Origin of the sequence: Thermoflexus hugenholtzii JAD2, assembly GCF_900187885.1 — a bacterium.
GTDB classification, from domain to species: domain Bacteria; phylum Chloroflexota; class Anaerolineae; order Thermoflexales; family Thermoflexaceae; genus Thermoflexus; species Thermoflexus hugenholtzii.
Map to the genome: position 1 here is coordinate 1 of NZ_FYEK01000055.1, position 392 is coordinate 392.

At 70.4% G+C, this 392-nt stretch carries 1 protein-coding gene; it reads right to left on the reverse strand.

Translation table 11 applies throughout. The annotated features are described in order from the left end of the window. On the reverse strand, positions 1 to 392 hold a 392-nt coding region (locus CFB18_RS15400), incomplete at both ends, for a hypothetical protein (RefSeq protein ID WP_159461732.1).

The window sequence follows — 392 nt, forward strand, 5'->3', positions numbered from 1 at the left end:
CGTGCTGGGGCCAGGGGGGTTCTTCCCAGACCAGGCGGGCGGTGGGGTGGAAGACCCCCCAGGGGTCCTCCCGGGCGACGAAGCCGACGGGGTAGGGGGTGATGCGGAAGCGGTGGGGTGGGACCTGGACCTGGAGGGAGATGGTCTGGCCGTAGTAGTCCCGCCAGGCGCAGGTGCCGGCGCTGTCCCCGACGCTGGAGCCCAGGGTGGGGTCTTCCAGGCAGTAGGTTTTCCAGGCGGTGTTGGCGGTGGGGCAGAAGTCGGGGCCTTCGCCGAAGCGGTGGGTGATCTGAACATTTCCGGCGCAGTCGATCTCGGCCTGGGCCTCGGCGCAGGAATTGCGGCTGGAGCCGGGGAGGATCACCCCGATGGTCCAGGTCCCGGTGCACCGC